At 69.3% G+C, this 6,163-nt stretch carries 7 protein-coding genes; 2 read left to right on the top strand and 5 right to left on the bottom strand.

Features of this window, described 5'->3' with window-relative positions; genetic code table 11:
- Positions 1 to 163: 163 nt before the first annotated feature.
- From AQI88_RS37650 to thyX, 3 genes are all read right to left on the bottom strand, one after another.
- Positions 164 to 1,849 (bottom strand): ribonuclease J, encoded by a 1,686-nt coding sequence (locus tag AQI88_RS37650; RefSeq protein ID WP_067008916.1) that lies wholly within the window; start codon positions 1,847 to 1,849, stop codon positions 164 to 166.
- A 156-nt stretch (positions 1,850 to 2,005) separates the two neighbouring features.
- Complete coding sequence (gene dapA, locus AQI88_RS37645) at positions 2,006 to 2,905, bottom strand: 4-hydroxy-tetrahydrodipicolinate synthase (RefSeq protein ID WP_067008913.1); 900 nt, start codon at positions 2,903 to 2,905, stop codon at positions 2,006 to 2,008.
- A 211-nt stretch (positions 2,906 to 3,116) separates the two neighbouring features.
- Positions 3,117 to 3,860, bottom strand: coding sequence for an FAD-dependent thymidylate synthase (gene thyX, locus AQI88_RS37640; protein WP_067008912.1), 744 nt, complete (start codon positions 3,858 to 3,860; stop codon positions 3,117 to 3,119).
- A gap of 171 nt (positions 3,861 to 4,031) precedes the next feature.
- On the opposite strand from thyX, the gene AQI88_RS37635 reads away from it, so the two are divergent.
- Both AQI88_RS37635 and AQI88_RS37630 read left to right on the top strand, forming a co-directional pair.
- The gene (locus tag AQI88_RS37635) at positions 4,032 to 4,214 is read left to right on the top strand and encodes a hypothetical protein (RefSeq protein ID WP_067008908.1); all 183 of its coding nucleotides are present in this window, start codon (positions 4,032 to 4,034) and stop codon (positions 4,212 to 4,214) included.
- A 91-nt stretch (positions 4,215 to 4,305) separates the two neighbouring features.
- Complete coding sequence (locus AQI88_RS37630; protein ID WP_067008906.1) at positions 4,306 to 4,860, top strand: hypothetical protein; 555 nt, start codon at positions 4,306 to 4,308, stop codon at positions 4,858 to 4,860.
- 76 nt (positions 4,861 to 4,936) lie between these two features.
- Here the strand turns inward: AQI88_RS37630 and AQI88_RS37625 are convergent, their stop codons facing one another.
- Positions 4,937 to 5,389 carry a tetratricopeptide repeat protein gene (locus AQI88_RS37625; RefSeq protein ID WP_067008902.1) on the bottom strand — a complete coding sequence of 151 codons (453 nt, stop codon included), beginning with the start codon at positions 5,387 to 5,389 and terminating at the stop codon, positions 4,937 to 4,939.
- Positions 5,390 to 5,401: 12 nt separating this feature from the next.
- Entirely contained in the window at positions 5,402 to 6,154 is a 753-nt protein-coding gene (dapB, locus tag AQI88_RS37620; RefSeq protein WP_067008899.1) for a 4-hydroxy-tetrahydrodipicolinate reductase, read from the bottom strand.
- Between the last annotated feature and the right edge of the window lie 9 nt (positions 6,155 to 6,163).

Raw genomic sequence — 6,163 nt, 5'->3', positions numbered from 1 at the left:
TTATCAGAAGTTCTGAGTCGGATTTCCCACCCGGTCCGGGAGACCTGTGTGTCCAGCACGTGAAGCACTGGGGTTCCCAACTGGGCGGAGTCGTAAACGTACTGGAGCGGGGCGCCCCGATGCAAATCGAGACGCCCCGCTCCTGGTTCACCCGGACGAGGTGTCAGACCTCCACCACGACCGGCAGGATCATCGGCCTGCGGCGATACGAGTCCGACACCCACTTGCCGAGGGTGCGGCGGATCAGCTGCTGGAGCTGGTGGGGCTCCACGACGCCGTCCTGGGCAGACCGCTCCAGGACCTCCGCGATCTTCGGAATGACGGCCGCGAAGGCCGAGTCCTCGATGCCGGAACCGCGCGCCTGGACGTGCGGGCCACCCGTGATCTTGCCGGTGGAGGCGTCCACGACGACGAAGACCGAGATGATGCCCTCGTCGCCGAGGATCTTGCGGTCCTTCAGGGCCGGCTCGCCGACACCGCCTACGGAGAGGCCGTCGACGTAGACGTAACCGGCCTGGACCTTGCCGGAGATCTTTGCCTTGCCCTCGATGAGGTCCACCGCCACGCCGTCCTCGGCGATGACGATCCGGTCGTGCGGGACGCCCGTCATCGCGCCCAGCTCGGCGTTGGCGCGCAGGTGGCGCCATTCGCCGTGGACCGGCATGAGGTTCCTCGGGCGGCAGATGTTGTAGAAGTACAGCAGCTCACCGGCGGAGGCGTGGCCGGATACGTGCACCTTGGCGTTGCCCTTGTGGACGACGTTGGCGCCCCAGCGGGTGAGGCCGTTGATCACGCGGTAGACCGCGTTCTCGTTTCCGGGGATGAGGGACGAGGCCAGGATGACCGTGTCGCCCTCGACGATCCGGATCTGGTGGTCGCGGTTGGCCATGCGGGACAGGGCCGCCATCGGCTCGCCCTGGGAACCCGTGCAGACCAGGACCACCTCGTGGTCCGGCAGGTCGTCGAGCGTCTTGACGTCGACCACCAGGCCCGGCGGGACCTTCAGGTAGCCGAGGTCGCGGGCGATGCCCATATTGCGGACCATGGAACGGCCGACGAAGGCGACCCGGCGGCCGTACTCGTGGGCCGCGTCCAGGATCTGCTGGATGCGGTGGACGTGGCTGGCGAAGCTCGCCACGATGATCCGCTTCCGGGCGCCGGCGAAGACCTGGCGCAGGACGTTGGAGATGTCCCGCTCGTGCGGGGTGAAGCCCGGTACCTCGGCGTTCGTGGAGTCGGTGAGGAGGAGGTCGATGCCTTCCTCGCTCAGCCGGGCGAACGCGTGCAGGTCGGTGAGGCGGTTGTCCAGCGGGAGCTGGTCCATCTTGAAGTCGCCGGTGTGCACCACCATGCCGGCCGGGGTGCGGATGGCGACCGCCAGGGCGTCCGGGATGGAGTGGTTGACCGCGATGAACTCGCAGTCGAAGGGGCCGATGCGCTCGCGGTTCCCCTCGGCCACCTCAAGGGTGTACGGGCGGATGCGGTGCTCCTGGAGCTTGGCCTCGATGAGCGCGAGGGTCAGCTTGGAGCCGATCAGCGGGATGTCCGGCTTCTCGCGGAGCAGGAAGGGGACGCCGCCGATGTGGTCCTCGTGACCATGCGTGAGGACGATGCCCTCGATGTCGTCGAGACGGTCCCTGATGGACGAGAAGTCCGGCAGGATCAGGTCGATTCCGGGCTGCTCCTCCTCGGGGAAGAGCACTCCGCAGTCGACGATCAACAGGCGGCCGCCGTACTCGAAGACCGTCATGTTCCGGCCGATTTCGCCGAGACCGCCGAGCGGGGTGACCCGCAGGCCTCCCGCGGGGAGCGGCGGGGGCGAGCCGAGTTCAGGATGCGGATGACTCAAAAGACTCTCCTCACCACGCGCGCCACGTACCGGCCGGGCACGTGGCGCGCATGACGTTCGTGCAGAAGCAGTTGTCGTTGTGGGGTGCAGGCACCGGTGGCCTGCGTATGCGGTTGTCTCTTCAGTTGTGAAGCTCGGGTGGTGCCAAGTCTGTTGTCAGAGCTGTACCCCGCCGGCGGCAAGATCGATCTTGAGCTGGGCGATCTCCTCGGGCGAACACTCGACCATGGGGGCGCGCAGGGGCCCGGCGGGCAGGCCCTGGAGGGCGAGCGCGGCCTTGGTGGTCATGACGCCCTGGGTGCGGAACATGCCGGTGTAGACCGGGAGCAGCTTCTGGTGGATCTCGGTGGCCTTGGCGACGTCGCCCGAGGTGTACGCGTCGACGAGGGCGCGCAGGTCGGGGGTGACGACGTGCCCGACGACCGAGACGAAGCCGACCGCGCCCACCGAGAGCAGGGGGAGGTTCAGCATGTCGTCGCCGGAGTACCAGGCAAGGCCGGACTGGGCGATGGCCCAGCTGGCGCGGCCGAGGTCGCCCTTGGCGTCCTTGTTGGCGACGATCCGGGGGTGCTCGGCGAGGCGGACGAGCGTCTCGGTGTTGATCGGGACGCCGCTGCGGCCGGGGATGTCGTAGAGCATGACGGGCAGCCCGGTGGCGTCCGCGATGGTGGTGAAGTGCCGGTACAGGCCCTCCTGCGGGGGCTTGTTGTAGTAGGGCGTGACGACCAGGAGGCCGTGGGCTCCGATGCGCTCGGCTTCGCGGGCCAGCTCGATGCTGTGGTGGGTGTCGTTGGTGCCGACGCCTGCCACGATGTGGGCGCGGTCGCCGACCGCCTCCAGTACGGCTCGTACCAGGTCCGATTTCTCCGCGTCACTGGTGGTGGGGGACTCGCCGGTGGTGCCGTTGATGATCAGGCCGTCGTTGCCTGCGTCCACCAGGTGGGTGGCGAGCCGCTGCGCGCCGTCGAGGTCGAGTGCGCCGTCCGCCGTGAAGGGCGTGACCATGGCGGTGAGGACCCGCCCGAAGGGGGTCTGCGGAGTCGAGGTCGGAGCCATGGGTTACACGCTACTCGGTGCTCCATGCGTGGTCTGCCCGCGGGGTGTCGGGAAGATCAGGACAAATGCGGAACCCGGCACTGCCTGCTCGGGGGTTCAAGCAGTGCCGGGTCCGTTTGATCAGGCTAGATGAACTTCTCCAAATGCCGCAATACGGACACTTCGCGAGGCCGACCCGTACATCCGTTCCGCGTGGGGGAACAGAGCTTCGTCACGGGGCCACACGGCCGTTCGCATTGAAGGCGGCGTAGGTGAGCGGCATGAGCCTGGCCCACTCCGCCTCCATCTTCTCGCCGACCATCTCGATCTCCCGCTGCGGGAAGGACGGCACCTTGGCCAGCTCGTGCTGGGTGCGCAGGCCGAGGAAGTGCATCAGGGAGCGAGCGTTGCAGGTGGCGTACATCGAGGAGTACAGGCCGACGGGGAGGACCGCGCGGGCGACCTCGCGGGCGACGCCGGCGGCGAGCATCTCCTGGTACGTCTCGTACGCCTGCCGGTACGAGTCCTCCATGGCCCGGCCGACCAGTTCCTGCTGGGCCGGGGTGCCCTCGACGAAGACGTACTTGCCCGGGCGGCCCTCCTGCACGAGCTTGCGGGCCTCGTCGGGGACGTAGAAGACCGGCTGGAGCTCCCGGTAGCGGCCCGACTCCTCGTTGTACGACCAGCCGACCCGGTGCCGCATGAACTCGCGGAAGACGAAGATCGGAGCGCTGATGAAGAAGGTCATCGAGTTGTGCTCGAACGGGCTGCCGTGCCGGTCGCGCATCAGGTAGTTGATCAGGCCCTTGGAGCGCTCGGGGTCCTTGTCCAGCTCGTCCAGGGACTGCTCGCCGAGCGTCGAGACGCGGGCGGCGAAGAGGACGTCGGCATCCGAAGCGCTGGACTTCACCAGCTCGACGGTGACGTCACTGCGGAGCGTGAGCTGCTCGGGGGTGGTCACGGGGGTCCTTCCCATCACTGCTTTGAGGTTCGCGCCCACTGTACGGGGGACCTCTGACAGACCCGAACCGTGACCTTGCCATGGATTTTTTCGGACATGGGCACCTTTTGTGCCATGCGACCGTCTGTATCGGTGAGGACTGTGTGTTCGGTCTTGATTCGATCTTGAGAGGAGCGGTGCCCACCCGTGTTCAGCGATGTCACTCCCCCGCCCCGTCAGCGGGCGTCCTTCGGCCAGATAGCCGGGCGCTGGCTGCTGGGCCTCACCATCGTCGCCGGACTGGTCGGCTCGGTGATCCTCGGCATGCCCGCGCTGTCCACGCCGTCCAGTACGCCGGCCCAGCAGTCCCAGGCCTCGCAAGGGCACTGAACCCTTCCGGCGGCCCACGGGTGGTGAGCGGGAATCCGGCCGGATAGCCTCACCGGGCACAGCCCACGCAAGGATTGAGTGAGGACCAGCCGTGCCCCTGCCCTTCCTGACGGCCGACCGCACCTTCGACGCGGCATCCGAGAGCCCGCTGCCCTTCGACGACCGGGACCGCTGGCGGCGCCCCTACCGGCCCGGGCCCTGGCGGGTGGGCGGGGCCGCCCTGGGGCTGCTGCTCTCCTCGTTCGTGCTGTTCGCAGCGGTTCTCATCGCCCTGACCGGCTCGGTGTCCTCCGCCGGCGTGGTCCTCGCCGTGGCGTTGGCGGTCATCGCTGGCGCGCTGCGGACGCTGCGCATGGGTGTCTGGGTGAGCGCGCGCGGGGTGCGTCAGGTGGGCTTCCTGCTGACGCGTACGGTGCCCTGGCAGCGCGTGGTCTCGGTGCGGACGGCCCAGCAGCCGGTGCGCTGGCTGGGGCTGCCGCGCACGGTGCAGGGGCAGGCCCTGACGTTCGTACGCAAGGACCGGCCTGCCGGGGACACTCCGCCGCTGCTGACCACGCACGGCCTGGACTTCCTGAACCGTCCCGCGGCCTTCGACCGGGCGGCGGACACGGTGGAGGCGTGGGCCGCGCAGTACGGGCACGGCTGACCGCCGTAAGCAGGCCGAAGGGGCCGGTCCGCCGCGGTGCGGGCCGGCCCCTTCGTCGTACCGGCCGGGACGTGGCTCAGGCCTGGACGGGTCTGCCGTCGTGCAGGGCGATGGCGCGCTGCATCGCCTTGCGGGCGCGCGGGGTGTCCCGGGCGTCGTGGTAGGCGACGGCGAGCCGGAACCAGCTGCGCCAGTCGTCCGGAGCCGCCTCCGTCTCGGCCTTGCGCTGGGCGAACACCTCATCGGCCGAGTCGCGGTCGATACGGCCGCCCGCGGTGCGCTTCAGCTCGTCGACGGGCAGGCCGCCCTCGGCGTCGAGTTCGGCGGCGAGCTGGTTGGCCTTGCGGACGAACTGGGTGTTCTTCCACAGGAACCACAGGCCGATGACCGGCAGGATGAGCACCGCGATCCCGAAGGTGACGGTGAGGACCGTGCCGGACTGGATGAGCATGACGCCGCGGCTGCCGACCAGGACGAAGTAGAACAGCAGGACGGCGGCCGTGACTAGGTAGGTGATCTTCGCGCGCATGACGTCTTCGGCTCAGCTCAGGTCCAGGAAGTGCTCCAGGCCGAAGGTCAGGCCCGGAGTCGAGACCACGCGGCGGGCGCCGAGCAGGATGCCCGGCATGAAGCTGCTGTGGTGCAGGGAGTCGTGGCGGATGGTGAGGGTCTCGCCCTCGGCGCCGAGCAGCACCTCCTGGTGGGCCAGGAGGCCGCGCAGGCGTACGGCGTGCACGGGGACGCCGTCCACGTCCGCCCCGCGGGCGCCGTCCAGGGCGGTGACCGTGGCGTCCGGTGCCGGGGCCGTACCGGCCTGGCGGCGGGCCTCGGCGATGAGCTGGGCCGTGCGCGTGGCGGTCCCGGAGGGGGCGTCGACCTTGTTCGGGTGGTGCAGCTCGACCACCTCGACCGACTCGAAGTACGGCGCGGCGATCTGGGAGAACTTCATGGTCAGGACGGCGCCGATGGAGAAGTTCGGCGCGATGAGCACGCCCGTCTCCGGGGACTGGGCGAGCCAGCCCGTCAGCTGCGCGAGGCGCTCGTCGGTCCAGCCCGTCGTACCGACGACCGCGTGGATGCCGTGGCGCACGCAGAAGTCGAGGTTGCCCATCACGGAGGCGGGGGTGGTCAGCTCGACGGCGACCTGGGCGCCGGTCTCCGCCAGCGTCTCCAGCCTGTCGCCCCGGCCGAGGGCGGCCACCAGCTCCATGTCCTCGGCGGCCTCGACCGCCCGTACCGCCTCGGACCCGATCCGGCCCTTGGCACCGAGGACCGCCACGCGCAGCTTGCTCATCTGTTGCTT

The organism is Streptomyces cellostaticus (assembly GCF_001513965.1).
Lineage (GTDB): Bacteria > Actinomycetota > Actinomycetes > Streptomycetales > Streptomycetaceae > Streptomyces > Streptomyces cellostaticus.
This window is presented reverse-complemented; position numbering and strand designations above follow the sequence as displayed.